Raw genomic sequence first — 24,481 nt, forward strand, 5'->3', positions numbered from 1 at the left:
GTTTGAGCGGAGAATAGTAGTTTGGTGCTTTCGGAAGTCCCGCAAGCAAAGCTCCTTCAGCAACAGTTAAGTCACTTACATCCTTATTAAAATACGTTTTCGCTGCGAGCTGGATACCGTACGCTCCATGTCCAAAATAGATTTGATTTAGATACATTTCTAAAATTTTATCTTTCGGATATCTTCTTTCTAGATTTATCGCAATAACGGCCTCCTTCGTCTTTCGAAGCCACGACTTCTCGTGTGATAAAAAACGTTTTTCGCAAGCTGCTGAGTGATCGTACTGCCTCCCTCAACTTTCCCTCCAGCCAAAATGTCCTTATAGATCGCACGGGATATCGCCTTAACATCAATACCATTATGTTTATAAAATCGGCTATCCTCTACGGCGACAAAGGCTTCTTGAACATGTTTCGGGATATCCTCTATACTGACGATTTCACGGTTTTCATCATAAATCTTTGTTATTTTATCTCCGTTCTCTGTAACAAGAAGTGTTGCAGAATCCATAACAAGATCCTTTTCATCTATTACATAATCTCCAGCCAAGATAATAAACAAGTACGCAAAAAAACCAATAATGAGCGAACCTATTAATACACCGAGCGCGATGAGACTTTTCTTCACCATAACCAACCCTCATTTCATTCTAGGTCGAAAAGTACATTTTATATAATTTTCCCTTAGTTGGAAAGTATATTACAAGTAACCAGCTTCTTACACTGTTTAATGTGCTGAACGGTTGGGTAAAACATAGGTAAATTAATAAAAAAGGCAGGGATCCGCATGAATATATACATTACATATGGGACTACAGACTATTTGGCGACCTATCAAGAAAAATACGACCAAGCTATCCTGCTAGAAGGTGATTCGAATTCCGCTCTTGTTTTTGAAACAGACGGAGAAAATCCATTTACAGAAAAACATGAGTATGAAGTTATTAACCAAAGAGGATCTTTGACTGGAGCGGGTTTCGTCGTTATGAACCATATTCCGGTTTCAGATGAAGGTAGAGCTCTGTTTGAAGAACGTTTTCAAAACCGTGCAGGACTTGTTGAAAGTGAACCTGGCTTTAACGGCATTCGAATTTTGCGGCCACTTCACCAAGATCCATACATCGTTATGACGCTTTGGAATTCGCATGCTGACTTTATGAATTGGCAGCAGTCAAAAGCTTATGAAGAAGCACACAAAAATAGAGGCACCTCAAAAGGCCTTCCTGAAACACTCTTTAGTGGAAAGTCATTCGTTAAAGAATACATGGTCGTACAATGAATACGAATCCTGCATCATTAAAACGAGTTTCCGTCATACTTAATCCAGCTGCTGGTCAAGGTCGGCTTCTAAATCAGTGGAATGCTGTACTTACCGAATTAAAAAATGGATTTGAGGATGTTCAAGTTTACGAGACGACTGCTCCTGGAGAAGGCGCATCATTCGTCCAGCAGCTTCATCAAGAAACGGATCTAATTATCGCGGCGGGTGGTGATGGTACCGTCCATGAAATTGCAGAAGCGGTATTATCGATAAAAGAAAATCCACCAGCTTTCGGCATATTGCCTGGCGGAACGTGCAACGATTTTTCGAGGGCATTAGGAATGAACCAAAATCCTGTGAAAGCTGCGGCACAGCTAAGTGAAAAAGAATTCAACCTATTGATGTTGGTGAATTCAACGGTCATTTTTTACGAATTTTTGGGGAATCGGTCTTATCACGCATGTTTCAGAATCGATCGATCCTGATACAAAAGAAAAATTCGGCAGGCTTTCCTATTATTTATCAGCCGCTAAATCCTTTCAAACATGGGAACCTTTCGAGATTTCGATAGAATCCAAAGAGTTTCAATTTCATGGGAATGCCGCGATGTTTCTAGCTGTTAACGGCCCGTTCACTGGGGGCATACGACCTTTTTTCCAGATACGGATATACAAGACGGCATGCTGGATTGCTTGCTGATCGAAGAACCTTCCATTTCGTTTATTTGGGATGTTCTTCAAAATCGTTTGTCTGACACATCGCAAGAAGGACAAGGCTATCACTATTTCCAAAGCTCAGAAATCCACATAAAAACGGCTCCCCAACAGCTCATTGACTGTGATGGAGAGCGCGAACATGAGACACCTGCTGTTGTAAAATGTCTGCAAAAAAACCTAATTTCACTTATTGGGGATGTTTCCTTTTAAAAAAGGAAGCGTCCTTTTTTGATAAGCTCTAATCGATTCCCGGCCACCTATACAAATAAACAGCCAGACCGTTCCTGCTGAAAAACCTGCTAATACATCAGATGGATAGTGAACCCCTAAGTAGATGCGGCTAAAACCAATCAGAACAATGGTTGTAATAAAACCAACCGCCAGTAATACTTTAAGAGCCTTTCCCCTTCTGCTGCGAACTACCAAATAACCAAGAAAACCATAATAAATCAAACTCCCCATGGCATGTCCGCTCGGATAGCTGAATCCTTGCTCGACGATTAAACTATTTTCTGGACGGATTCTCCCAAACCAATGCTTTAAACCGAGATTTAAAAGACCGCCACCTGCAACTGCTACTAAATAAAAGATTGCGCCCCAATAATTCTTCCGCTTAGCGATCAGCCAAATAAGACTTCCTACTAATAAGAGAGTAAGAACATTAATGGATCCCAAGAAGGTTATAAATTTCATAATTCCAGTTAACGTTTCGTTTCTTATATTTGAAACGTATTCTATTATCACTTGATCAAACTGAAAACGCTCATCTTCCATCAAGTCTTCTGACAACTCGAAAAACACATTTAAAGAAAAAAATGAAAGAGCTAGCCCGCCCAATATATAGAGTAAAGGTAGTATTGGAAAGGGTAGTTTGTTGGCCAGTTCTCGTAACATAAAGATCTCCTCATCTTCAGCCTTGGTTTTAAGGTAAGTTTTCACTTTTTCACCTTATATTAAACCACTTTTAGGCATTAGCTATGGTAAGAAAGCTGCTCAAGCACGAAAGTTCACACACATTATACTCCAATGTAATGAAGAAATTAACAAAACAGGTGTAGTTCAGGCTTTAAAATCGGGTCTCACTTTATACCAAGCGGGGTATTCTGCAATTAATTCTGGATATTTTAGTATTAATCCGGCGAGAATTTAATTTAATTCGGCGAGTTTTGGAAATAATACGGCGAGTTTAGCTCATATACCAGCGAGTCTACATCATTCGACACATACACCCACCAACTCTTCACGTTTAACACTACATGTCCCACTATTTTTTCGTCTGAGTATAGCACTTTATACTTCAACAAATTTGTTAACAAAGTATTCAAAGCAAAAAAGTTTTATAGGAAACTAAAAAAAGCCGCTCGTTTACCAAGCAGCTTTTCTCGAAATATTATTTACTTCACAAGCTTTACTAACATATGAGCCAGCTTGTGGCGCTCTTCTTGTTCTCCTACTTTCCATAGTTCTTTTAAAAGGTTTTCTTCTGCGTTGCGAGGCTCCTCATGGTCAGCTAAGTAATCTGCTACTTTCTCTGCTGTTTTTGCGAGCGTTTCTTCACTCATGCCCATTTTTTCGCCAATCTGAACCTTGCCATGCAGGTAGCTTTTAAACTCTTCAAAGTTCGATAAAATTTCGTCTTTTTTGCTTTCACTCATACGGCTTGCTGTTTCCTCCACCTTACTTGTGTCTACATTGCGTTCGTCATCAACCATATGTCTGCTTTCCATTTTTGTTGCCTCCTTTGTTTTTTTGTATCACTTTTGTTTAACATTTGTTTCATGCATAGTAGTCTTTTACCGCTTTTATCACACCTTAAACCTCTTTATACAGTTTGGATTTTTAAATCTATTCTATCTCGAAATTTTCGTTTATGTTTGTTCGAAAACGGGAAGGATATCTCTGTAGAACAAGATTCAGGAGGTTATACAAATGGAAAAAGACTTACAAGCACTAATCGATGGACTAAACGAGGATCTTGCAAACGAGTACTCAGCAATCATTATGTACAACCATAATGCCGCTACGGTTTCTGGATTGTACCGTCAAATTCTTAAACCTTTCTTCCAAGGTGAAATTGCTGACGAACAGGGTCACGCTCTATACCTAGCTGAAAAGATTAAGACACTTGGAGGAACACCAACAACTCAACCAAAACCAGTTAAACAAGTTGAGAGTGTTCGTGAAATGCTGGAAGAAGCTCGAAATGCTGAAGAAGATACGATCAGACGTTATGAAGAGCGCAAAGAACAGGCTTCTAACCTAAAATTGACTGAACTTGTTGTTCAGTTAGAAGATATGATCGCTGATGAAACGAAGCATAAAGAAGAAATGGACCGTTTACTTAGCGACAGCCGTTTCTAAGATATTCAAAACAAAAGCACCCGTTTAAAATGGGTGCTTTTTATTTATGATTTTTTTATTTTTTTCATCCGTCAACAAGCGCCACCTAAAGCAATTTTTTGCCACTTGGCCCAAATCATCTAGAAAGTGATAATTGGCATATGCCCCTACGATCGCCCCTAATCCCGGCACCATCTGAAGCATTTTAATAAGATCGATATGATCTCGATAGTCCTGCTGCAAGTCCTGCCAGTTTAACTGATTGATCGCATCCTGATGTTCTGGAAAATCTTTGATCGTTTCTTTCCAATGAATAACCTTTTCATATGCCTCTTTCCTTTTATGAGGATCGGAGAAAGCGAGACGGAATACATGGAGAATGAAGATACGCTCCCTGTAGTCCCTTACGTCCAGCCCATAAATACTTGCAGCTTCAAACAGGAACTTCATCTTGATACCAAGAAGCAAAGGAAAATCTGCTAGTCCTAGCAAAATGCCGCCTGCGCCGGTTCCAGCTCCTTCAACTGCAGCTGTTTTCTTATAAAAAGCAAGGCGATCTTGAAACTTGTAATCACGTTCACGAAGATCTGCTGTGAATTTTATCGTTTTTTTGGTTGTATATTTTGAGCCGATCAAAGTGGCTTTTATCATTTGTTTCATACTTGCCGTTATGACGTCGTGCACTTTTTGAGGAATTTTCTCATTGATTTTCGTTTGAAGAGATTTCGTTGTTTTGTTCCAAAGTGAGGGCCTTTTACACATTTCATTTTCCCAACTTTTCAATTCTTCTAATACTTTTTCTTCATAAGTATTCATCATCTACCTCCCTCCATATATACGGTAATAGTGAGATCTTAGTTTCGATATTTTGCCCTCACGATGATTTTGAAAGCTTACACAATAGTATTTGCAGTCGGAATGCCTAAGGGAAACTTAAACACGTTTTCCGGATCGTATTTTGTTTTTACCTCAATTAAGCGAGGCAAGTTAACAAAGTAACATTGTTCAAGCCAGTTCTTAATACAATTATCATGAAAATTCACATAAGCACCTTCCGCAAAAGGCAGCAGAGAATTCCTAAGACTCTCTACCCATCGCGTATTTATGTTTGCTTCATTTTCGTTCTGCCACTTCGTAATATATAACAAGCTGAACAATGCTTCTCTATGAACATAAGCCGTTTCAGTAGGTCCAATACAAGCGGCATTTCCGGCTAGGGCTTGCAGCTGCACTTTATTCTCAATACTAGGTGAGTTAGATAGAAATTCTTTAAGTTTTTTTATCGCTCTAACCGGTAACTGCTTTTTCGCAAACGCACCTGTATTCTTAAAAGGATGCGCATCAGGATCACCATGGTTAACAGCGTACTCCATCATACCTGGCATCATCCCTCCAAATATCTTAACTGCATCGATATATGGTACTTTCTTAACTTCAACTTCTTTAGGCGGATATGCGATCAAAAGGGGCTTAAGCAAATTTTTCAGTTCATCCGTACTGCCAAGAAATTCGCCTAATGCACGCAGCTCGCCAATGTCTTTTGTTAACAAATCAATAATGGCTGTCAATCTGACGTCTGTATAAGGAGCCCATTTTTGCCATGCATCCACGACTTTTTCAAACCCTTTAAAGTCCCATGTAATTTTAAAGATGGCAACATCATCAACTGGAACGACTTTAAAACGAAATGATGTTACCACACCAAAGTTTCCGCCTCCACCGCCTCTTGATGCCCAAAATAAGTCAGCGTTCTTATGCTTATTAGCTATAATAATCTTTCCGTTTGCATCAACCATCTCCAGCTCAAGAAGCTGGTCGATCAGCATCCCATAAGGTCGGGTCAACATCCCCCATCCTCCACCAAGCGTTAGTCCGGAAAGTCCTACAGAAGGACACGTACCTCCTGGAATCGTGAAACCTTCTTCATACAATTTTTCGTATAGTGGGAAAAGCAATGCCCCCGCACCAAGTACGGCCGTTTTTGTTTTGCGATTCACTTTTACTTCATTCATATCGCTGATGTCGATAACTAAACCGCCATCTAATGAGGAATAAGCTTCATAACTATGCCTTCCTGTACGTATCCGAAACTTAACATTCTTCTTTCTTGCCCAACGTATTGCGTTTGAAACATCCTTAGTAGTTGCACAAAAATTGATAATCAAAGGAAATAAGTTAAAACGAGTATTGAACTCTTCACGTGCCAGGTCATAGTCAGGACTTCCGGGTGTTACAATCCTTCCTGTTAATCCATAAGTATTCATGAGCCCCGCTCCCTTCCATAAAACTTATATGCATAAGCTATGAAAGATGCCCAAAATCTGTTTACAAAAAAACTTCCCAGCCATCAACTGCTAGGAAGTTAGAGTTATATGTTTTTTTGTCAAACTTGGCAAACGAGCGAAGCTATATGCAGCAGCTGCCACTGGCATTAGTGTAGCCACCAGCCAGTCTCCTGTAAGTAATCCATAGAAAATTCCATATAGAGTACCTTGTACGATCAGCAATTTCTTCAGCCAGCTCTGAAATGCTTTAATTTTAACATCATGTTTAATCGGATAGATCATAAAAATAAAATTCCACCTGTATTGCGTGTAGAGTGTGAACAACTGAAGGGAGAACATTTGAAAAAACAAGAAAACAACAATGAGCTGCCACCATCCTGCCGGAATTAGATAGAGAAACAGAAAACCAACCAAGATCAATCTCACATATAACCCTAAATAATCGCCCGAACGAATAAATGTTTTCATATATAGAGAGGATAAAGCGTTTTTCTTTTTAAATGAAAAGGCAGCTAAAGAGTTTAACCATGGTCGTTTATGTACCGTCTGTTTGAGTGCAGGTACATCTGTAAAGTAATTGACGAGTCGATAGCCCTTCATTTTTAATGCTTGCTCTTCAGCTAACAGCATTTCCCACTGATAGCCATGCTGTTTCTTAAATACACCAAAAACAAAATTTTTCAGAACATACATGATCGCAAAAATTGCTATTAAAAAGAGATATGCTTCATTAAAGAGCAGATACGCATACACGAAATTTACAATGAACCTCATGATTCTATAATTCAACTGATGACTTTTATATGGCAGTCTTCTTTCTTCCCATGAAACATAAATATTGAAAACTTTTGCTGCGATTAAGAAAAAGCCAAAAGTCACATACATCTTCCAGCCATCATGAATAAAGACTTGAACGATCGGCCAGAGCAAAGTAAAGATGAACAGGGTGGAAAACGCGCCAGTTGCTGTAGCTGAAGAAATGGCCTTTGAGAAATATTGTTTCATGCCCGATTCAACCGGAAGCAGAAATACCAAATCCCCTTCTTTTAACAGCGTTCGGATTGGACTTTTCGTCAGCCAGATTGAAAAGACGATCGTAAGGATAAAGACGGCCGGGAAATCCTTAGGAAGCGCTTGAAGCAGCTTTGCATAATACACACTTCCAATAACGATAAGCAAAATTAAGGAAACAATAAGTCCGCTGTTAGCCATTAAACTAAAGTATTTTAGTGTTTGCGTTAAATGGGCGTTGCGCCGTTTTGTCCATAATTTTTTTACATCAATCATGTGACTTTACCTCTTGCCACATAAAGATAGATTTCATCCAATGTCGCGTTTTCTAGACCGCTTCTTGCTCTCAATTCCTCTAATGTTCCGTTCAATACTAACTTTCCTTCATGCATGATTAAAAAACGGTCACAATATCTTTCTGCCGTCGATAAAATATGAGTCGACATCAAAACGCCTGCTCCACTGTTCTTAAACTTCACCATATACTCCAAGAAGGATTGAATACCAAGTGGATCAAGACCGACAAACGGTTCATCCACAATGTACAGCTTTGGTTCTACTAACAGAGCGCAAAGAATCATAACCTTTTGTTTCATCCCTTTAGAGAACTGGCTTGGAAACCACTTGATTTTGTTGTCCATTCGGAACTCTTCCAATAGGGGACGGACACGTGTTAAAAAGGTTTGTTCTTCAAGGCCGTACGCCATTGCCGTTAATTCTAGATGCTCCCACAACGTTAGCTCGTCATAGAGAATAGGAACCTCTGGTATGTACGTAAATTGACTGCGATAATTTTCAGGTTCCTCTCTAAACGTCTGACCATCAATTTTTGAAGTGCCAGACATCGGCTCCATCAGACCTAAAACATGCTTAATCGTCGTACTTTTCCCTGCTCCGTTCAGACCGATCAGCCCGACAATTTCATTTTCCCTTACCGAGAAATCTAAATGATGAACGACAGGCTGATTAGGAAGATACCCTCCTGTTAGATCGGTAACTTCAAGGATCGGCTTCATATAATACCCTCCTTTTTCATTTATCTCTATCTTTATTCTTTGCCATTTTTTACGTTTTACCCCTTTATGAAGCAGGCAGTGGTGTTGGAGTTGGCTCCGCATAACCTTCTTTGTATTTTTCATCGATCATTTTTCTGATCTCAAGGTCGCTCTTGCCATTCGCTGATTCACTCATGCTGATTGCAGCGATTTCAAGACACGTTCCACATTTTGTTCCATGATCATCCCAAACGATTTGTCCATCTGCTTTATTCTCTGCAACAAAGCAATCGTAATTATCTTTATGCCCAGCTGAATCTCCACAACCACAATAACAAGGCATGGATTCAAGCAGTTCTTTATATTTAGGTGCTGTTGCATAGATGGCTGCGATCTCTTTTGGTTGTTTATCTAAAAAGCCTGGCAGCACATCCATGGACGCCGTAAGTTCTTGAATATCACCATTCGGCAGATGATTTTCATGCCCTTGGTGAGTTGCTTCTTTTTTGGTTGTGATTCTTCTTGATGATTTTCATGTTCTTCATTACTTTGATTCCCACAGCCTGAGATGAGGAAACCAGCAGCAAGTGTCATTGTTAGTATAAGTTGTCTTCTTTTCACGGAGAATCCTCCCTTTTGTCATTCTTTACTTATAATAGCGTAATTCACGTTTCATTTACCAATTTTATATGTATAACAACAGAGACTTCATGGACAAGATAAGAGGGAAGAAGGTATCCCCCTTCTTCAGGGAGAAAGATGCAAGGTATTAGATTTTTTCAGATATGCTTTTCTTTAAGGAGATGGTTCTCTTGGACTATTCAGTGCTTGAGCAATTGCAAATTCTTAATATTGAGGTGCATGGCTAAAAAATCGTATTGTTTTGTTTTCGTGTTCTCCTTTCTTCTCTAACCTCTATAAGAAGGAGGGTTCTATTTTTGAATAGGGCCCTTCTTCTTTATTTTTTTGGTAAGTAATGTGTGATATGATAAGTAAAAAAAATGAGGTGAGCCACTTGTCCCACGATTCAAACTGCATTTTTTGTAAAATTGTTGCGGGTGAAATTCCATCCTACAAAGTGTATGAAGATGAGAACGTCCTGGCCTTCCTAGACATCAGCCAGGTGACAAAAGGACATACGCTGATCATTCCTAAAGAGCATTCCAAGGATATTTTTGAGCTGTCTGCAGAAACAGCAGCGAAACTTTATTCTGTCGTGCCTAAAATCGCTTCTAGCATTAAACAAACGTTTAATCCTATTGGTCTGAACATCTTAAATAACAACGGTGAAGCAGCTGGACAATCTGTTTTCCATTATCACATGCACTTTATCCCTCGATATGGATCCGGAGACGGTTTTGGTGCGGTCTGGAAAACGCGGGATACCCCTGCAAACGAAATGACTGAAATCGCTCAAAATATCAAAGAAAACGTTAAAAACTAACGTTACATATTAAAACTGCCTTTTTTTAAACTGGGCAGTTTTTTCATATTCATTTTTATTTCAAACTCTTTTCTAATTAGACATCACTGAAAAGTTGATTGGAGTGTAAGGTGTGAGACTCCTGCGGGACGAGCGGTCAGGTGAGACCCTTAAAGGCGCAAAGTGGCAAGGGGCTCACCGGTCGCCCCGCGGAAAGCGAAGCACCTGAAACGGAAATCAACCACTTTCAAGAGCTCAAAGTTTGCTAAAACAGCGTTATTTTATGAGGAGGAGAACGATGACACGCATCTATTTTCAAGCAGGACCAACAACACTGCCCAAAGAGGTTATGCAGCAAGCGAAAGAAGAATGGGATGATTATAACGGCACTGGCTTAAATATCATGGAGCACAGTCATAGGGGAAAAGATTACGAGGACATTCATGAACAAGCGAAGACCCGAATGAAAAGCTTGCTCGATATCCCGGATACACATGATGTTTTGTTTTTACAAGGTGGAGCAAGTCTGCAATTCGCTATGGTACCCATGAATCTTATTCCCGATGGAAAAACAGCCAAGTACGTCCTAACAGGCTCTTGGTCTGAAAAAGCATATCAAGAAGCACAAAGAATCGGATCTAGTGAAGCCGTTATAAGCGGTAAAGATTCCAAATATCGCACGCTTCCTTTGATGGATTATGTATCAAGCGAAAATGATGCCTATCTACATATTACATCTAACAACACGATTTATGGCACTCAATGGCCTGACTTAAATGAATTTTCACATCCCACTCTTATCGCTGACATGTCTAGTGATATTATGAGCAGACCTTTTTCCGTCGGCAACTACGGCTTGATCTATGCAGGAGCTCAAAAGAACCTTGGCCCATCTGGTGTAACTGCTGTCATTATTCGAAAAGATCTTTTGCAAGAAAGCAAAACCATTCCATCGATCTTATCCTATTCTGTTCATGCGAAAAACAACTCTCTATATAACACCCCTCCCGTCTATTCGATCTATCTTCTTAACCTCGTTCTCGGATGGGTTGAAAAGTCAGGCGGTGTGAGTGAAATGGCAGTCAGAAATGAGAAGAAAGCGAAAGTCATTTATGATGCAATCGACCGCAGCCAAGGTTTTTACAACGGCTACGCGACGCCGGATTCACGTTCAAACATGAATGTAACGTTCACATTGGGCAACAGCGAGCTTGAAAAAACATTTATTGAGGAAAGCGAAGAAAGCGGCATCTATGGGTTAAAAGGACATCGATCAGTTGGAGGATTTAGAGCATCCATCTATAATGCCGTTCCACAAGAATCTTGCGACAGCCTTGCTGCGTTCATGGTTCAATTTCAGGAAAAATACGGAAAGTAGTTCTTAACCCTTTTCAGTTGTATGTACATCTGGTAACATGAAGGTACTTTCGCAATAGGTCATGAGGGCACTATTGGAAAGAAATTAGGCTAAAGAATAGCTGAGGAGAGATGAGAAATGAATACTAAATCACTAGCTTTAACTTCTGTACTTATTGCACTAGGGTATGTTTTTCACACAATCGTACCGCCATTATTTTTTGGAATGAAACCTGATTTGCTGCTCGTAATGATGTTTTTAGCCATCATGCTTGCTCCAACGAAACAAAATGTTTTGATCGCAAGTATGGCAGCTGGCGTTATTTCAGCTCTGACAACAGGAATGGCTGGCGGACAAATCGCCAATATCGTTGAAAAACCAATTACTGCTTTTATCTTTTTGGCTTTGTTTATGTTAGCTAAAAAAGTGAAAGTCAATGCAATTAGCGCCGTTCTTCTAACGGTAGTCGGAACCATTATCAGTGGAACATTATTCCTTCTTGTCGCAATGCTTGTAGCCGGATTACCAGGCTCATTATTCAGTTTCATCGGAATGATTGTTGTTCCAACGAGCATTGTTAGCGGATTGATCATGTTCTTCATATATCCAGTAGCAGAACGATTTTCTAAACGATCCAGTTTAACAGCTTAATAAATAAAAAAGCCAGTTCCTTATGGAGCTGGCTTTACGTATGTGTCTTCTTCCTCTTTTTCTTCTTCCCAAGTTTGAAACGCCTCTATTTCACTCGATAGTGTCTTAAAAATAAATGCCAGCACAGTTGCATCATCTAGTAATCCAGCACCGATCAGAAAATCTGGAACAGCATCAATAGGACTCACAAAATAAAGTAGCCCAGCCACCATCAGTACCATAGACTTTTTAGAAACATCACGATAGTCGCCTTTTTTATATGTCTTTACCAGTCGGACTAAAGCTTTTACTTGTGATCCTAATTTACTCAATCCTTGGCTTTCTGGCTGTGAACTTTTGCTTTCCGCTTCTGATACAAGCTCACCTGTTTGGGTAGAACTTTCAAGGACAGCATTCGCTTTTTCTTTCATTTTGTTAAAGTAATTACCGATTGTATTTTGTTTCAACCCATATCCCTCCAGCCTTTTTTATTTATGTATACCCTCTTTTGATCCTCTTCGTCAATTTTAATCTTTTCTTTCCTCTTTTTTTATTTTATCTTACCTTTCTCCAAACACAGTCAAATATCTGCTGATTTAGACAATTGTTACATTTTTCGCAATAGCATACTGTCAATGTGCAATTCCTTGTCCCTGCTAGATCTGCAACGTTTTTATGTTTCGACTTCTTTAGGATTGGCTTTGTCTATCTTGTCCAAACATGACGAAATCTATCGGGAAATATTTTTATATTCGTCATTATTTTTCATAGGAATATAAGAGATATTCACGAATTAATTAGATATTAAAAGAATGGGGAGGAAATATAAGATGTCAAAACAAAAATCCATGGTAGTAGGTTTCGCATTAGGAACGGTAGTAACAGCAGCAGCTACATTGCTTTCCACACCAAAAGCAGGTAAGGAAGTAAGAAAAGACCTTAAAGAAAATATGGATAAAATGAAATCTACTTTCTCTAGCATTAAGCGTGACGGGATTCAACTTAGAGCAAAGATCAAATTTGCTAATAAGGAAAAAGAAGAAGCACTAAAAGAAACAGCTGCTTCTACGATTGAAGAAGTTCCAGAAGAAATGGAGCAAGAAATTAAATAATTTCAAAAAAAAAATTCTCCAGCTTTGGAGAATTTTTTCTTTGAAGCAGAACATATGAGAACTCTAATATGAACCGTATATCTGCTAAAAGATGTATAACTATTTTACTAAAAAATAAGGAAATATTGAAAAATTTTACTTTCTTATTATAGGAAATACTGGCATAATGAGGAATAGGATGTGTTTTATAAGATGGAGGGGCATTTTAAAAATGAACAAAGATCAATTATATAGTTTTCAAGAAGCCATGATCTATAGTCACAAACTTTCACAGATTAGTAAAGCTTTATGGAAAAGCGTCGAAAAGGACTGGCAAAATTGGATAAAAGATTATGGTTTAAACATCAATGAACACCATATTCTTTGGATTGCTCATCATCTTGAGGGTGCATCAATCTCTGATATTGCAAAATTTGGTGTTATGCACGTTTCCACAGCGTTTAACTTCTCTAAGAAGCTTGAAGAACAAGGCTATCTAACATTTTCTAAAAAAGAAGATGATAAGCGAAATACATATATTTGTCTAACACCTAAAGGTGAAGAGCTTTTACTTCAAACACTAAATACGTATGATCCATCAAAATTCGGTGTTTTCAGTGCTTCCATGCCAATTAAAGAGCTTTTTGGCAGATTCCCTGAATTCCCTGAACTTATGTCGATTATCCGAAATCTTTATGGTGATGATTTTATGTCGATTTTTAACAAACTAGAAGAAAAGATCGAAGCATCAATCGGTGAACAACCTTCCTCGCCAGTTATGGCAGCTGAGGAAATTGCCTCTTCTCATTCGTAACGAACAGATAATTCGTACAGCTTCTCCATCAAAGAAATGTATTTTTCTTGTTGAAGCAACGCTGTAATCGTTTCTCTTGGTGAAAGCTTTGGCGTTAACATGCCTGCAAAATGCAATAACAGTGGTGTGTAATGAACAAAGCCTGCTTCACTCTGCATTTCATATTTTTTCTGAAGCTCATCGCATAGAAGGAAGATGTCATTTACTTCTTGCTCGGTGAGCTTTTTTCCATGACCAGTCTGAAGAACGGATACGATGTTAGATCGACACTCTCAATCGTTAGCTGATTATAAAATTCTAGTCTTTCTAACCTTTCCTCCACCGTCTCCATACAAACCCTGCTTTCTAGTCAATCTATGTCTATAATAATTATAATCCAACTTTCTCCATTTGGGTATGAATAATTGATGACGAATTAAAAAAGCGCTTCTTCCCCAAAACTGGCAGACAGAAGCGCTTTTTTCTAGTCCTTTGTATAGACGCCTAATTTAATAGAGTTCGTCTTCAGATCAAACTCTTCAGCTTTAACAGCATAACCTGGTTTTGTTGGCATTTCGGTCACTCTCATCAAGATGCTTTCATCAGCGGGATACACATCCACCCATTCCGGGAAGTCAATCGTATCTTTTAGCAGTGTAAAGACCTCGTCTCCCGGAATTGGAAAACGGCCGACTTGCATATCTTTCTCTTTTAACAGCAAATCACCGTTATTCATGACTTCTGGCTCAAACGTAATTTGATATGGCAGCTCCTGCTTAAAAGCAACAAACGAACCGTTAAGGACAGCTTCATCATCTCTTAGATTTACATATACATTTACGTTTGGCGCTTTTTTCGCAATTCCTTGTTGAGCAGATTCTCCACCTGTTCTTTTTCTGTATGTATACTCAGCAATTTTTGATTTTCACGTAAATCTGAGTTCAGCATGCTTCGATCCAAATGACCTCCCGCTGGATCTTTCAACAACAGGATAAGTATGGCTGCAGGTATGATTAAAAATAACAGCAACAAAGCAAAAAAAGCAGCTTTCCATCCGTTTCTCATATTCTCTCCCTCTCTCATCTCCTATGAAGTATTTTTCCTATTCATATTCCACATATTTTGGTAAAGTTAAACAAGTAGTTCATGTTGGAGGTTTTTATATGGCAGGCTATATCTTCGTATTCTTAGCACCTATATTTTTATTTGTGTTCAATTCGCTCACACACAAATTATGTGACAAAAAGAACTTGTCCTCAAAACAGCAGGATTCTGTCTACCGAACAATTAACGTGTCTATTACCATTCTGCTCATTTCTTCCTACATTTCAAACGTTCTATAGAAAATATAAAAGGGGGAACCAGACTGCATTCCCCTTGAGTAACCTTACCATACATAATACTGCACCTTTTGATCAAGAGTAGTAAAACAACACATTAACGAACCTGCTTTTAAACGTCAAGCCTGACAGTTCCCCTTCATAAGAAAAGGTCCTGCTTAGACTGGCATTTATTTTAGCAGAAACATGCAGCACCTACGATGATCAACAAGATAAACAATACAACGATTAATGCGAAGCCTTTTCCATGCCCGTAGCCCATGAAAGCCACCTCCTTTAGTCATCTGTACACTATCCTATGCATGACCAGTTATTCACGCATAGGCATTCGCCCTTTTTATCAATTAAAAATTCTATTCTCCATCAATAGCAGTAACAAGCTCCTATAATGATGAGAAGGATAAAAAGAACTAAAATTAACGCAAATCCTCCCCAAAATCATGACCGTAACCATAACCCATCATCATACCTCCCTTTTCTTTCTCCATATCATATAGTGATGCGCCCTGTTTTGATTAGACGAATGACCCGGTTTTTAAAATTTTTTCTCCAGGTTGCTCAAAATACCCGTAAATACTGATTTTATAATGTGTAAATTTTCTCATATTTCATTTATTGAATAGGAATACCCGCAACGTTTATGCTATAGTAAGAGATGTTAAATTATTACTTCACAGTAGGAGTGTTTGAAAATGAAAAAATGGATGTTATCAGTAGGGCTCACAGCGGGACTTATTTCACTATCCGCTTGTAATAATGCTGGTGGTGCAGATTCTGAAGCCATCGTTGAATCTAAAGCTGGGGATATTACAAAAGAGCAATTCTACAATAAGATGAAGGAACAGTACGGTGACCAAGTACTAAGCCAAATGATCGACGAAATGGTACTTGAAGATAAATATAAAGTAACAGACAAAGAGATCGAGAAAGAAATGGACAAGATCAAAGAAGAACTTGGCGGCGAAGATGCTTTTAAACAAGCACTTGAGCAAAACGGCTTATCTGATGAAAAGCAGCTTAAAGAGCGTATCAAGTCTATGCTTCTAAATGAAAAAGCAGCAACAGAAGGCGTTAAGATCTCTGACGAAGAAATGAAGAAAACGTTTGATGAAAAATATAAAACAGAAGTAAAAGCTAGCCACATTCTTGTTGATGACGAGAAAACAGCGAAAGAAGTACAAAAGAAACTGAACGAAGGTGGAGACTTTGCTAAGTTAGCAGAAGAGTACTCTAAAGACCCTGGTTCTAAATCTAAAGGTGGCGACCTTGGCTTCTTTGGTAAAGGTGCAATGGTACCTGAATTTGAAAAAGTAGCGTTCACTCTTGATAAAGGTGAAACAAGCGACCTTGTTAAGTCTGATTACGGTGTACACATCATCAAAGTAACGGACAAGCGTGAAAACAAGTTCGAAGACAAAAAAGAACAAATCGAACAAGAATTGAAGCAACAAAAAGCAAAACCAATCACTGAAATCTTAGAAAACCTACGCAAAAAAGCGGACGTTAAAGTAAAAGATAAAGAATTAAAAGAAAAGATGGAAAAGAAAGCAGAACAACCGCAAATGCCAGAAATGCCTCAACAATAATGGCATGATGTGATAAAAACCAGGTCTAGATCGGGCCTGGTTTTTGTTTTATCAATGTAAACTACAGTAAGCTGAACAAAGCAGCTTTTCAATAGCAAAAGACCTGCCGCGGCAGGTCTTTTGCTTCTTTATATATTTATTCTCCAGACGACTTCTGATCTGGCCCTGAGCCGTTCTCAGAATCATCGTGATCCGCAGCAGCTGCAACTAAATCTTCTGCGTCTTCATCTTCCCCATTGCCAGGAGCTCCAGCAGCTTCCTGAGCCTTCGCTCTCTGAATACGCTCCATGTATACTTTTCCTTCTTCTTCAATGACTCTCTGTTCGATTTCGCGATCTTCCTGAAACAGCGTAACTACTCGATAACCGCTATAAATAATGCCGCAAAGTACAAAGTACATCCACCATGGAGTCATAGTAAAAAAGTTACCCACTCCTGCTGAATATTCCTTTAACACAAACGCAGCAATGAGTATGGCACCGAAAAATAAAGCAGCGTATCCTTTCATCGATTAACTCCCCTTGTTAGACAAGCTTTTAATACAGTCTATGAGGGAGCTTTAATAGATATGTCATGAAAGTGCAGGTTCAGCACTCGATTCTTTTTCTGTTTCAACTTTGGGTTGAGACTGCAATTTTTTATCAAACGCACGGAACATCAAGTAATAGATGCCCGCACTTATCACAGCTAGAACAAAGAGAAGATAAAACGTATTCTCAAACCCGATCCACATGGTTAGCGGAATGGAGATCGGAGCAATCGTACGGCCTATTGTAAAACGCAAACCGGCTGCTGCAAAATATTGGCCCCTCATGTTTTCTGGAGCAAGCTTTGAAATAAAGCTTTCTTGAATTCCGACAACCATCAGCTCAGCCGTTGTAAAAATCACCATTGCGCCGAATAGAACCCACATCATCGTTGTGCTTCCGAACACAAGCATCGACACTCCGTACAGAAGTGCAGAAAATATAAAGATTCTACCCTCTTTAAAGCGATTCATCCATTTAGCCATCCAAACCGTACAAAGCGCGACCATCAATCCATTAAGCGAGATTAAATATCCAAACACTTTTTCACCGGTTAAAGAAATATCCCAATTGCCGATCGCAAACAGCGATTGCTCTGGTACTTTTTCCGTTGTATAAACAGCTAACAGCAGATCCATCTGCATGAACGTTTGGGCAACAAGAATACCAGCTAAGATAAACAGCAAAAATAACTTATCACTCGCAATTACCCGATAATCTTTTAGCTGTTCACCCACAGCTTGGTACCATTTTTTATCTGCCCCGACATGCTCGAGCACTTCTTTCTTTACAGGAACCGTTTCACGAATATACTTTGCAAGCACGATTGCTAAGACAACACTTACTGCTAAACACGCAAGCAGCAGTTCGAAACGGTATGAGAAAAAGAAGATACTTCCCAATACAGGACCGAAAACGACAGATATATTAATTGATGTATAAAACACCGCAAACACTTCACTTCTATGTTTCTCTTCTACGACGTCTGCAATCATCGCATGACTAGCCGGCCAATAAAGAGATCCAAACAGTCCTAATGCTGAAAACGCAATAAACGTTAAGATAGGTGAATCCATCCATGGCGAGTTGGCGAGACAGAAAAATATAAACGTCGCTGCCTGACCCCAAGCAGAGATCACCATCATCTTCTTTCTTCCATATTTGTCCGCACAATAGCCACCCACAAGGTTAGTGATAACACCTACAACTTGTGACAGGACTAATAAAATACCCGCTGTTGTTTTTCCCATTTCATCTGAAAAATAAATCGCCATAAACGGGAAGAACATCCAAAATAATAGATTAACAAAAAATTCTCCGATTAAACGAACTTTCAGATTAGCATCCCAATCTTTCCATCTCATGCTGTCCACTTCTTCCTTTTAGTAAATTCCGACACTGTTGTTTCTTCATACCAGACTTTTGAGCAGTCATTTTCACAAGCAAGCCATGAACACAGCAATCTTTCCAATGAAAGCACAGAAAAAAGCCCATGAGTATACACGCTTACATGTGCATACCACAGGCTTTTCATTGAAAAGGCGGTTGATTGGCACATGGAGAGATCGCTCAAAAGTAGGTAGAATGCATAGCAAAATAAGCCTTCCCAAACGGGAATAGACGTTATTTAGCTTGCTTTCTTACCTTACCTTGAACAATGCTTTCCATGAGTCATTGCCTCCTAAAAATTCGTTTTTTAACTTCCAATTCCAAATTTATCATAATTCCCAATTTTACACAACGGGTTTTTGTTATTAATTTTGTTGCTTCGTTGTTCTTGTGAGTGGTTGATTTCCGTTTCAGGTTGCTCGCTTTCCGCGGGGCAGGCGATGAGCCACATTCGTAGCTTTCACGTATAAGTGTCTCACCTGTCTAGTTGCAGTGGCTAGCCCCTCGAGGTCAAAAGTTAAATGGTCTGTGATGAGCAAAAAGCGCCTTCCTAGCCCATTCACCTTTTGCTTGTCAGGGCTGAACGAGCCACTTCCACTTTTCGGACTGCCCGCCTGTCCTAGCCTGAGTCTCAAACCACCCACTACAACCAACTGGTCAAAGAAGACAATAAAAAAGTTAAAAAAACAACAATCCTTTAGAAAAGAGCTTTAGCTTTTCGCAAACTCTGCCTGAAATAGAGGTTTATATAACGCTCGGTTTTCAAGAGCGAACTGCTTATCTGTGAATTCACCTGGCTGTACTTTTTCCAGTGCTCGGTCCATCATGTTCATTCTGGCATCGAAGTTGTCGATCATATGAAGGATTTCAGCTTCACGGATGAGCGGCGCTTTCGGGCTTCCCCACTCTGGCTTGCTGTGGTGGCTAAGAACAAGATGCTGAAGAACGGTAACTTCTTCTCCTTCAATTTCTAACTCGTCGGCCGCCTTGCCAATTTCGTTCACCATGATCGTAATATGACCAAGTAGCTTTCCTTCTAGCGTATAAGAAGCAGCTACAGGTCCCGATAGTTCGATGACCTTACCAAGATCATGCAGGATAATTCCTGAATACAGAAGATCGGTGTCCAGTGATGGATAGAGTTTGCTGAATGCTTTTGCCATATCTAGCATAGATACTACGTGAAACGCTAGACCTGATACAAATTCATGATGGTTCTTAACCGCTGCAGGGTACTCTAAAAATTCAGCTTGATGCTTTTTCAATAAGTGCCTTGTGATTCGTTGTATATTTGGATTCTTCATCTCAAATATGTATTTCGTGATTGTTTCTACCATGGCCTCTTGTGTTAATGGAGCTGTTTCAAGAAAATCACTGATCTTAACCCCATCGAGTTCCGTTGCAGGGCGAATGGCTTTCAGCTTCAGCTGCATTTTTCCTCTGTAGTTACCCATCTCACCAGATAGCTTTACGATGGCTTGAGCTGCATAAAGCTCCTCATCCTCAGGAGAACTATCCCACAATTTAGCCTCCACATCACCTGTTTGATCTTGAAGGATCAACGTTAAAAATGGCTTACCATTGCTTGCCGTTCCTTTTACAGATGATTTGATAAGAAAAATCCGTCAACGATCTCTCCTACCTTATAAAATGCAAGTCCTTTTTTCATATTTCACCCCGCCTTTCTTTGCTTTAGTATAGCATATCACTCTATTTAACTACTTGCTGATACACTCACTTCATGAAATATAACAGCCGTGCCTATCCCTATTTTTGTTGGTCAGATATTTGCATCTTAATTTGAAAGGCAACACCGTTTTTCGTATTTTTCGCTACTACTTTACCTCCATGAAGCTCTGCGATTCTTTTGACGATCGCAAGACCAAGACCGAACTGACCTTTGTTGCCTTTTCTAAACGGCTGGAAAATTTCTTCTCCCGTAACGTCTGTTATCTGCTCTCCATCATTAAACACTTCGATAATAAATTCTGATCCTTTATAAAAAGCAGAAAGCCGAATCGTTTGATGTGCGTACCGTAAAGCATTTTGTACCAAGTTATCCAGCAAAATACCCCACTGCTCTTTATCGCCATTCATTTTATAATGACTGCCTGTTATCTCAAAATCAATATCTTCACGCTGATATCTAAAACGCTCAACAATATCTTCAGCCAGATCGCCAAAGTTAAAGTTTTCTGTTGTTACCACATCAAGCTTCATCGCATCAAGCTTTGTATAATACAGCATGTTTTGAACGCGTTTTTCCATCCTTTGCGTCTCTTTTAAGATAACGTCCATCATGTCTTCAGTGGTATCTTTCGGCATGATTCCATCTTTTACTGATTGCGCGTAGCTCTTGATCGTCATAATTGGCGTCTTCAGTTCATGTGAAGCGTGCTGAATGAACGTTTTCTGTGCATGATCATGCCTCAACAAGTTCTGCCGCATTTCCTCAAACTGTTTCGATAAGACGTAGAATTCATCGTCACCTTTCCAGTGAAACGGTTCCTGCCAGTTTCGTTTGGCGATCTGTTCAAACCGTTTTCCTAAAATGATGAGCGGTGACCGCAGATATCGGGCAAGCCATATCGCAGGTATGATTGAAAATATTCCGGTGAACAACAAAATGAGTACCAGTCTTAACCAAAGCCGGTTAACCATTTGATCACGATACGTATCCCACATATACGAAATCAAATATACCTTTTCGCCTTTAACATTTGTCTTTGTTGAAATCGCGTAAAAAAGTGTCGCATCTTCATACGTTAACTCATATCGGCCCTTATTCTTCTTCTGGTCGTAAGCTTTTTCAGCCATTTCATAAAGTACTTCCTGCGGCACAGGATCTCCTTGTGAATTGGCATACTTGTCCACGATTAGAACGTGGCCAACATCACGTGCAGCGTTTCTTCTTTCAATAAAATCAGTAGGAGATTCCCCTTCCTTTGGCAGCTGGTTTTGGGGATCCCACACATTTTGCTGCTCATTCTCTATGATTCGATACGTTTCCTCAGTCAGCGTATCTTTAATAGAAAGCGGGTAGATAATTGCCGTTAATAGACCGATCGTAAAAAGCAATAACCCGAAAGAAAGCCAGATGCGCTGTGTTAGATTTAACCGAATCATGACGGTATAATCCTATACCCTGCACCATAGACAGTCTCTAAGTTTAACCTCGGCATCTTTTTCCGCACACGTCTGATTACATCATCTACAGCGCGTTCAGATCCGAAGTAATCGTCTCCCCACACATATTCTAAAATCTCTTCACGCTTACGAGATTTCCTTTGTTCTCTATCAAATAAAGAAGAACATCAATCTCTTTTCCTGTTAAATTAATCATTTCCCCCTCACGCGTAATCTTTCTTGAAATCGGATCAATCGTATACCCCGTAATTTCAATAATCTGCGGCAGGCGATTACCCGTTTCATAGATTCTTGTTAATAGTTTTCTTACACGAATCACAAGCTCTCTCGGCATAAAAGGCTTCGCTAAATAATCGTCACTGCCCAGTTCAAGACCGACGATTCGGTCTAAATCTTGGTCTCTTGCAGAAACAAAAATAACAGGTACGTCAGAGTTCTTTTTAATCTCTTTAATGATTTCATAGCCATCCATACCAGGAAGCATAATATCTAAAATCCAAAGGTGCGGTTTGTTTTCCTCGGCGCTTTTTAATGCGTCTTCACCGTTATGGAAAACCGAAACGCTCCAGCCCTCTTTTTCCATATAAGCTTTCAGAACTTGTGCAAGATCTTGCTCATCTTCTACTAAGTAAATGGAATACTCATTGGACATGAGTCATTTTCCTCCTTTGTTTACATTTCAGCGATAACAGATTGGCTTGGCCAATGTATAAAGTGAACTGACGGAAGAATTGAAGCTACGTGTTTATGACAAGTGAAGAAAAGAATCTGCCTTTCCTGTGCAGCTTCTTCAATCAGCTGCAGCGTGCGCCTCGTTCTTCTTTCATCAAAATTCACTGCAATATCATCCATTAATATCGGAAAATCTGCAGGTCCTGCATGAGATGCAACGGCCAAACGAATAGCCAAATAAACTTGTTCAGCTGTTCCGCGGCTCAGTTCATGCGGGTAAAAACGGGTTCCGTCCCCTTTTATAACCATCAGTTCGTTTTTTCTGTGAATAGAATAGATTGATAATCACTTTCTGTTATTTTACTAAAATAAACACTTGAAGTCTCTAAAACCGCTGGCAGCTTAGTTTTTTGATAGTCTTCTTTTACTTTTGATAGCGCATGCTGTGCAAGTCGTAAGCTCGCCCACTTCTTTACGAGGCTGTTCCATTCTTCTTTTAACAGTTCATACCGATGCAAATGTTCTGAGTAACTGCCGTCCTCTAGAAGTTTCGTCAACTCCCAATCTAATCTTCCCTTTTCTTCAACTTTTTCGGAGTATTCTCTTTGTAAGTCTTCTTCTTTTTTCTCCAAATTCTCGATAAGCTGGACCGTATCCTCATAATAAACCGTTACTTTTTCAGCCATTCCGTCTATTTCTTCTGGTGAAAATCCTAATGAGACCAGCTGGTTACATAGTGTATCTCGTTCTTCGTTCAGCTTTATCAAACGTGCCTTATCTTTCGCTTTTGTGTAGAAATCGATTTCCTTGCTGACATTTGCTTCATTCCATAAGTTCTGCATTTGATTCTCGATGATTGTTAGTTTTTTCTGCAGTTCTTCTTTCCGTTCAATGATTTCTTCACAGTTTTTCGCAAGATGATCAGCTTGCGATCTGTTTTTCAACTGTTCCTCTAAAGAAGATTGACACGAAACAATCCATTCTTTCGTGTCGCCACTGTGTTCATTTTCCAATACTGCAGACAAGGCTGCTGCTTCATGCTCATATTCTTCTTGCTGTACCTTTAACTCCTGCACCTTTTGAATGGCCGTCTCTTTTTGCTTCAATAAATCCTTTAATTGAAAAACTCTTTTCATATAACCAAATATAAAAAGTTGATCTACGGCTCGTTTATATCTGTTTTGGACAGCCCATTGTTCAGCCCGTTCTAAAACGGAAGCTTCTTCTACTTCTAAATAATCCAGTTGTTTCGCAAGCTGTACATAAACGTTGTTTTCGTTAGACAGCTGAGCAGAAACCTGCAGCCACTGCTTTCTGTTCACTTCATCTTCCAATATCTTGTGATGTGTCTGATGCGATACAACTTCCACTGACTTGTCCTTTTTCATGTACATAAAGATTAAGATCAGCGAAATCATTAACAGAAGTACACCACCATACATAACAGAAGAATGATTGGACGACCAGCCCGACCAGAGAAGCACAACAGCTGAAATAAGCGGTAGAAGTGCTGAATACAAAGGAAACCTTTTTGTCTGCTTTTCAATGGTTACTCGCTCGTATTGCGCCATTTCTTCTTCTGATAACAGCAAAGCTTTTTGTTTTGCTTCTTCTTTTTCAATCGTTCGAGCTTTAATCTTGAATCCTCAAATTCATCTTCTAATATGCGTTTCTTATCCTCTAAATGGACAGCCTGTTTAATAAGATCTTCGAGTTGATGAAGAGAAGATAATGAAAGCGATAGATCCTTTAGTTCTGGATTAGACCACGTTTCTCCGATTGCATCAAACAGCTCAGCTTCTTCTTTTTCAATGAATTGAATGTTTCTCTGAGTATCTTGTAACTGATTGAATAGGTACTCGTATTGTGGCAGTTTGTTAAACAACTGTTTAATTTCTTTTTCATAACGTACTATTGTT

At 39.4% G+C, this 24,481-nt stretch carries 32 protein-coding genes and 3 pseudogenes; 10 read left to right on the plus strand and 25 right to left on the minus strand.

All coding sequences use genetic code 11. From position 1 onward, the window contains the following. Window positions 1-13: 13 nt before the first annotated feature. Window positions 14-630 (minus strand): annotated as a pseudogene (locus tag ACEWFH_RS19630) (transglycosylase domain-containing protein); the annotation flags it as partial. A gap of 156 nt (window positions 631-786) precedes the next feature. Between ACEWFH_RS19630 and ACEWFH_RS19635 the strand changes: the two are divergent. Further along, entirely contained in the window at window positions 787-1,278 is a 492-nt protein-coding gene (locus ACEWFH_RS19635) for an antibiotic biosynthesis monooxygenase family protein (protein WP_473725363.1), read from the plus strand. Continuing rightward, on the plus strand, window positions 1,275-1,745 hold the full coding sequence (locus ACEWFH_RS19640; protein ID WP_473725364.1) for a diacylglycerol/lipid kinase family protein: 471 nt from the start codon (window positions 1,275-1,277) through the stop codon (window positions 1,743-1,745). Before ACEWFH_RS19635 ends, ACEWFH_RS19640 begins: the two co-directional genes overlap by 4 nt. A 414-nt stretch (window positions 1,746-2,159) precedes the next feature. On the opposite strand, the gene ACEWFH_RS19645 is transcribed toward ACEWFH_RS19640, so the two are convergent. Together ACEWFH_RS19645 and ACEWFH_RS19650 are read right to left on the minus strand one after the other, a co-directional pair. Then, on the minus strand, window positions 2,160-2,870 hold the full coding sequence (locus ACEWFH_RS19645) for a phosphatase PAP2 family protein (RefSeq protein ID WP_473725365.1): 711 nt from the start codon (window positions 2,868-2,870) through the stop codon (window positions 2,160-2,162). A 500-nt stretch (window positions 2,871-3,370) separates the two neighbouring features. Next, window positions 3,371-3,688: a DUF3243 family protein gene (locus ACEWFH_RS19650; RefSeq protein WP_473727366.1), complete on the minus strand. Its 318-nt coding sequence runs from the start codon at window positions 3,686-3,688 to the stop codon at window positions 3,371-3,373. 217 nt (window positions 3,689-3,905) lie between these two features. On the opposite strand from ACEWFH_RS19650, the gene ACEWFH_RS19655 reads away from it, so the two are divergent. Then, window positions 3,906-4,337: a ferritin-like domain-containing protein gene (locus tag ACEWFH_RS19655; protein WP_066240014.1), complete on the plus strand. Its 432-nt coding sequence runs from the start codon at window positions 3,906-3,908 to the stop codon at window positions 4,335-4,337. A gap of 24 nt (window positions 4,338-4,361) precedes the next feature. Here the strand turns inward: ACEWFH_RS19655 and ACEWFH_RS19660 are convergent, their stop codons facing one another. The 6 genes from ACEWFH_RS19660 to ACEWFH_RS19685 all read right to left on the minus strand — a co-directional run bounded on the left by ACEWFH_RS19660 (window position 4,362) and on the right by ACEWFH_RS19685 (window position 9,228). Next, a complete protein-coding gene (locus tag ACEWFH_RS19660) occupies window positions 4,362-5,135 on the minus strand; it encodes an EcsC family protein (RefSeq protein ID WP_473725366.1) in 774 nt (257 codons plus the stop codon). Between the two features lie 74 nt (window positions 5,136-5,209). Next, on the minus strand, window positions 5,210-6,580 hold the full coding sequence (locus ACEWFH_RS19665; protein WP_473725367.1) for an FAD-binding oxidoreductase: 1,371 nt from the start codon (window positions 6,578-6,580) through the stop codon (window positions 5,210-5,212). A 90-nt stretch (window positions 6,581-6,670) separates the two neighbouring features. Continuing rightward, window positions 6,671-7,888, minus strand: a complete 1,218-nt coding sequence (locus tag ACEWFH_RS19670) for an ABC transporter permease (protein WP_473725368.1) — start codon at window positions 7,886-7,888, stop codon at window positions 6,671-6,673. Then, complete coding sequence (locus tag ACEWFH_RS19675) at window positions 7,885-8,628, minus strand: ABC transporter ATP-binding protein (RefSeq protein ID WP_473725369.1); 744 nt, start codon at window positions 8,626-8,628, stop codon at window positions 7,885-7,887. The genes ACEWFH_RS19670 and ACEWFH_RS19675 overlap by 4 nt, the downstream gene beginning before the upstream one ends. 64 nt (window positions 8,629-8,692) lie before the next feature. Beyond that, window positions 8,693-9,079, minus strand: coding sequence for a PCYCGC motif-containing (lipo)protein (locus tag ACEWFH_RS19680; RefSeq protein WP_473727367.1), 387 nt, complete (start codon window positions 9,077-9,079; stop codon window positions 8,693-8,695). Beyond that, entirely contained in the window at window positions 9,019-9,228 is a 210-nt protein-coding gene (locus ACEWFH_RS19685) for a hypothetical protein (RefSeq protein ID WP_473725370.1), read from the minus strand. The genes ACEWFH_RS19680 and ACEWFH_RS19685 overlap by 61 nt, the downstream gene beginning before the upstream one ends. 364 nt (window positions 9,229-9,592) lie before the next feature. Here ACEWFH_RS19685 and ACEWFH_RS19690 point away from each other — a divergent pair, with 364 nt between their 5' ends. From ACEWFH_RS19690 to ACEWFH_RS19700, 3 genes are all read left to right on the plus strand, one after another. Next, window positions 9,593-10,051: an HIT family protein gene (locus ACEWFH_RS19690; RefSeq protein ID WP_473725371.1), complete on the plus strand. Its 459-nt coding sequence runs from the start codon at window positions 9,593-9,595 to the stop codon at window positions 10,049-10,051. 277 nt (window positions 10,052-10,328) lie between these two features. Beyond that, complete coding sequence (gene serC / locus ACEWFH_RS19695) at window positions 10,329-11,408, plus strand: 3-phosphoserine/phosphohydroxythreonine transaminase (protein ID WP_473725372.1); 1,080 nt, start codon at window positions 10,329-10,331, stop codon at window positions 11,406-11,408. A gap of 117 nt (window positions 11,409-11,525) precedes the next feature. Continuing rightward, window positions 11,526-12,038, plus strand: a complete 513-nt coding sequence (locus tag ACEWFH_RS19700; RefSeq protein WP_473725373.1) for a tryptophan transporter — start codon at window positions 11,526-11,528, stop codon at window positions 12,036-12,038. Window positions 12,039-12,058: 20 nt separating this feature from the next. Here ACEWFH_RS19700 and ACEWFH_RS19705 read toward each other — a convergent pair whose 3' ends face one another. Next, window positions 12,059-12,484, minus strand: a complete 426-nt coding sequence (locus tag ACEWFH_RS19705) for a YkvA family protein (protein ID WP_473725374.1) — start codon at window positions 12,482-12,484, stop codon at window positions 12,059-12,061. 363 nt (window positions 12,485-12,847) lie between these two features. On the opposite strand from ACEWFH_RS19705, the gene ACEWFH_RS19710 reads away from it, so the two are divergent. Beyond that, window positions 12,848-13,129 (plus strand): YtxH domain-containing protein, encoded by a 282-nt coding sequence (locus ACEWFH_RS19710; protein WP_289496920.1) that lies wholly within the window; start codon window positions 12,848-12,850, stop codon window positions 13,127-13,129. Window positions 13,130-13,340: 211 nt separating this feature from the next. Next, window positions 13,341-13,922, plus strand: coding sequence for an HTH-type transcriptional regulator Hpr (locus ACEWFH_RS19715; protein ID WP_394605072.1), 582 nt, complete (start codon window positions 13,341-13,343; stop codon window positions 13,920-13,922). On the opposite strand, the pseudogene ACEWFH_RS19720 reads toward ACEWFH_RS19715, so the two are convergent. The 3 genes and pseudogenes from ACEWFH_RS19720 to ACEWFH_RS19730 form a co-directional block, all read right to left on the minus strand. Beyond that, a pseudogene (locus tag ACEWFH_RS19720) lies at window positions 13,913-14,253 on the minus strand (DUF1878 family protein). The gene ACEWFH_RS19715 and the pseudogene ACEWFH_RS19720 sit on opposite strands and share 10 nt — an antisense overlap. Before the next feature lie 132 nt (window positions 14,254-14,385). After that, entirely contained in the window at window positions 14,386-14,817 is a 432-nt protein-coding gene (locus ACEWFH_RS19725; RefSeq protein WP_473727368.1) for a YpmS family protein, read from the minus strand. Beyond that, the gene (locus ACEWFH_RS19730) at window positions 14,739-14,966 is read right to left on the minus strand and encodes a hypothetical protein (protein ID WP_473725375.1); all 228 of its coding nucleotides are present in this window, start codon (window positions 14,964-14,966) and stop codon (window positions 14,739-14,741) included. Before ACEWFH_RS19730 ends, ACEWFH_RS19725 begins: the two co-directional genes overlap by 79 nt. A 98-nt stretch (window positions 14,967-15,064) precedes the next feature. Between ACEWFH_RS19730 and ACEWFH_RS19735 the strand changes: the two genes are divergently transcribed. Continuing rightward, on the plus strand, window positions 15,065-15,244 hold the full coding sequence (locus ACEWFH_RS19735) for a hypothetical protein (protein WP_066239985.1): 180 nt from the start codon (window positions 15,065-15,067) through the stop codon (window positions 15,242-15,244). A 172-nt stretch (window positions 15,245-15,416) separates the two neighbouring features. On the opposite strand, the gene ACEWFH_RS19740 is transcribed toward ACEWFH_RS19735, so the two are convergent. Both ACEWFH_RS19740 and ACEWFH_RS19745 read right to left on the minus strand, forming a co-directional pair. Beyond that, the gene (locus ACEWFH_RS19740; RefSeq protein WP_130297031.1) at window positions 15,417-15,503 is read right to left on the minus strand and encodes a YjcZ family sporulation protein; all 87 of its coding nucleotides are present in this window, start codon (window positions 15,501-15,503) and stop codon (window positions 15,417-15,419) included. Between the two features lie 101 nt (window positions 15,504-15,604). Beyond that, window positions 15,605-15,658 (minus strand): YjcZ family sporulation protein, encoded by a 54-nt coding sequence (locus ACEWFH_RS19745; protein WP_473727369.1) that lies wholly within the window; start codon window positions 15,656-15,658, stop codon window positions 15,605-15,607. 275 nt (window positions 15,659-15,933) lie between these two features. On the opposite strand from ACEWFH_RS19745, the gene ACEWFH_RS19750 reads away from it, so the two are divergent. Next, window positions 15,934-16,827, plus strand: a complete 894-nt coding sequence (locus ACEWFH_RS19750) for a peptidylprolyl isomerase (protein WP_473725376.1) — start codon at window positions 15,934-15,936, stop codon at window positions 16,825-16,827. Between the two features lie 136 nt (window positions 16,828-16,963). Here the strand turns inward: ACEWFH_RS19750 and ACEWFH_RS19755 are convergent, their stop codons facing one another. The 10 genes and pseudogenes from ACEWFH_RS19755 to ACEWFH_RS19800 form a co-directional block, all read right to left on the minus strand. Continuing rightward, window positions 16,964-17,335, minus strand: a complete 372-nt coding sequence (locus tag ACEWFH_RS19755; protein ID WP_473725377.1) for a sporulation YhaL family protein — start codon at window positions 17,333-17,335, stop codon at window positions 16,964-16,966. Window positions 17,336-17,398: 63 nt separating this feature from the next. Then, window positions 17,399-18,718: an MDR family MFS transporter gene (locus tag ACEWFH_RS19760; RefSeq protein WP_473725378.1), complete on the minus strand. Its 1,320-nt coding sequence runs from the start codon at window positions 18,716-18,718 to the stop codon at window positions 17,399-17,401. 435 nt (window positions 18,719-19,153) lie between these two features. After that, window positions 19,154-19,378: a hypothetical protein gene (locus tag ACEWFH_RS19765; RefSeq protein ID WP_473725379.1), complete on the minus strand. Its 225-nt coding sequence runs from the start codon at window positions 19,376-19,378 to the stop codon at window positions 19,154-19,156. A gap of 75 nt (window positions 19,379-19,453) precedes the next feature. After that, window positions 19,454-20,412 (minus strand): annotated as a pseudogene (yhaM, locus tag ACEWFH_RS19770) (3'-5' exoribonuclease YhaM). 98 nt (window positions 20,413-20,510) lie between these two features. After that, complete coding sequence (locus ACEWFH_RS19775; protein WP_473725380.1) at window positions 20,511-21,869, minus strand: ATP-binding protein; 1,359 nt, start codon at window positions 21,867-21,869, stop codon at window positions 20,511-20,513. Further along, window positions 21,866-21,994: a winged helix-turn-helix domain-containing protein gene (locus ACEWFH_RS19780; protein ID WP_473725381.1), complete on the minus strand. Its 129-nt coding sequence runs from the start codon at window positions 21,992-21,994 to the stop codon at window positions 21,866-21,868. The genes ACEWFH_RS19775 and ACEWFH_RS19780 overlap by 4 nt, the downstream gene beginning before the upstream one ends. Before the next feature lie 5 nt (window positions 21,995-21,999). Further along, window positions 22,000-22,542 carry a response regulator transcription factor gene (locus ACEWFH_RS19785; protein ID WP_473725382.1) on the minus strand — a complete coding sequence of 181 codons (543 nt, stop codon included), beginning with the start codon at window positions 22,540-22,542 and terminating at the stop codon, window positions 22,000-22,002. A 20-nt stretch (window positions 22,543-22,562) separates the two neighbouring features. After that, window positions 22,563-22,871 (minus strand): ATP-binding protein, encoded by a 309-nt coding sequence (locus ACEWFH_RS19790; RefSeq protein ID WP_473725383.1) that lies wholly within the window; start codon window positions 22,869-22,871, stop codon window positions 22,563-22,565. Beyond that, entirely contained in the window at window positions 22,871-24,154 is a 1,284-nt protein-coding gene (locus ACEWFH_RS19795) for an ATP-binding protein (RefSeq protein WP_473725384.1), read from the minus strand. Before ACEWFH_RS19795 ends, ACEWFH_RS19790 begins: the two co-directional genes overlap by 1 nt. After that, window positions 24,112-24,447 carry a hypothetical protein gene (locus tag ACEWFH_RS19800; protein ID WP_473725385.1) on the minus strand — a complete coding sequence of 112 codons (336 nt, stop codon included), beginning with the start codon at window positions 24,445-24,447 and terminating at the stop codon, window positions 24,112-24,114. The genes ACEWFH_RS19795 and ACEWFH_RS19800 overlap by 43 nt, the downstream gene beginning before the upstream one ends. Window positions 24,448-24,481 lie beyond the last annotated feature (34 nt).

It is taken from the genome of Fictibacillus sp. EA-CB0309 (genome assembly GCF_055814265.1).